Origin of the sequence: Dietzia sp. SYD-A1 (assembly GCF_015356725.1) — a bacterium.
In the GTDB taxonomy this organism is placed as follows: Bacteria; Actinomycetota; Actinomycetes; order Mycobacteriales; family Mycobacteriaceae; genus Dietzia.
The window spans coordinates 1-1,134 of sequence record NZ_JADDKI010000360.1 but is presented as its reverse complement, the minus strand read 5'-3'; the positions used below and the strand labels follow the sequence as shown (position 1 = coordinate 1,134).

Genomic DNA, 1,134 nt, shown 5'->3' with positions numbered 1-1,134 from the left:
CTGTAGCGGGGGACCCCCGCGTTCCGTTGCCCGGTCCGCGCCCCCGCCCAGCGCTCGCGACGCACCCCGCGCACGGCGCGCCACGCACCCCGCGCACGGTGGCACGCCCACCTCCGGGCGCCTCACCCCACCGGGCCCCGGACACACCGATGCCCGCCACCATCCTGGGTGACGGGCATCTGCTGCAGGTGTGAGTCCGGGCGCTACCGAGGCGCCGCCGGACTCACTTACCGAGCTTGCGACGCTGCACGCGCGTCCGGCGGAGCATCTTGCGGTGCTTCTTCTTGGACATACGCTTGCGGCGCTTCTTGATCACAGAACCCATAACGGGGGTCACCTACCTGTCGACTACTGGTCTGGGGCCTTGCAGCGGGCTTACTGCGTTCCGGCGTCTAAGCGGGCTCGGAAGCCGGTACGGAACCCGTCCAGACTACCCGTAGGCGGGGCCGCGGCGAAAACGGACCCGGCGCCAGATCCACCAGAGGGACGCGGGCGTCTCACCCGGCGGAGAAGTACGAGGTGTCCAGGTACTCGTGGACCGCCTTGGAATGCACGCGGAACGACCGCCCCACCCGCACCGCGGGCAACTCCCCTGAGTGGACGAGCCGGTAGACCGTCATCTTGGACACGCGCATCAGCGCTGCCACCTCGGCAACGGTGAGGAACTGGGAACCCCCCGCCGCCTGTGCGCCGCCTTCGGTCTTGTCGGTAGTCGCCATCTCTCAACCCTTCATGGCACGCGTCGTGCCGCAGGCTTCCCCTCCTGCGGTACTGACACGCACGTGCTGAGCATGAGCCTAGCGTGAAGGGTGTGATCAATGCGACGGGAGTGGGCAAATATCTTTGGCGACACGCCGTCCGACCGCAGCCTCACCCGCTCTGAGCAGGGCTTGTGTTAAACGCGGCGTCCCGCCGAGGTGGCTGACATCTCACCTGGCGGGACGGGAGTGGCGGGCGCGTCGGCGGCTCAGTCGTCCCGCTCGTCGTCGTCGGCCTTCTGCGCGGCCAGGGCGAGGTCTCTCGACTTGGTCGCCGACGCCTCCACCGCGTCCGCCACGGCCGACCTCACGCCGCCGGCCTCGAGCCGCCGGATCGCCGCCGCCGTGGTACCTCCCGGGGAGCAGACCGCCGCAC

General features: G+C 69.8%; 3 protein-coding genes and 1 pseudogene. 1 reads left to right on the top strand and 3 read right to left on the bottom strand.

Going from position 1 to position 1,134, the window contains the following annotated elements; genetic code table 11:
- Positions 1 to 194: pseudogene (locus tag IY392_RS19270) on the top strand (hypothetical protein); the annotation flags it as partial.
- Between the two features lie 29 nt (positions 195 to 223).
- Here IY392_RS19270 and IY392_RS13750 read toward each other — a convergent pair.
- The 3 genes from IY392_RS13750 to IY392_RS13740 all read right to left on the bottom strand — a co-directional run.
- Positions 224 to 325, bottom strand: coding sequence for a 30S ribosomal protein bS22 (locus IY392_RS13750; RefSeq protein ID WP_003855542.1), 102 nt, complete (start codon positions 323 to 325; stop codon positions 224 to 226).
- A gap of 172 nt (positions 326 to 497) precedes the next feature.
- On the bottom strand, positions 498 to 719 hold the full coding sequence (locus IY392_RS13745; RefSeq protein WP_017837771.1) for a helix-turn-helix domain-containing protein: 222 nt from the start codon (positions 717 to 719) through the stop codon (positions 498 to 500).
- 248 nt (positions 720 to 967) lie between these two features.
- A partial coding sequence (locus IY392_RS13740; protein WP_304511152.1) for a pyrroline-5-carboxylate reductase dimerization domain-containing protein occupies positions 968 to 1,134 on the bottom strand: 167 nt, incomplete at its 5' end.

Bases quoted from the DNA above. Each gene is read 5' to 3' on its own strand.
- IY392_RS13750 (WP_003855542.1), bottom strand. From the start codon at position 325: ATGGGTTCTGTGATCAAGAAGCGCCGCAAGCGTATGTCCAAGAAGAAG.
- IY392_RS13745 (WP_017837771.1), bottom strand. From the start codon at position 719: ATGGCGACTACCGACAAGACCGAAGGCGGCGCACAGGCGGCGGGGGGT.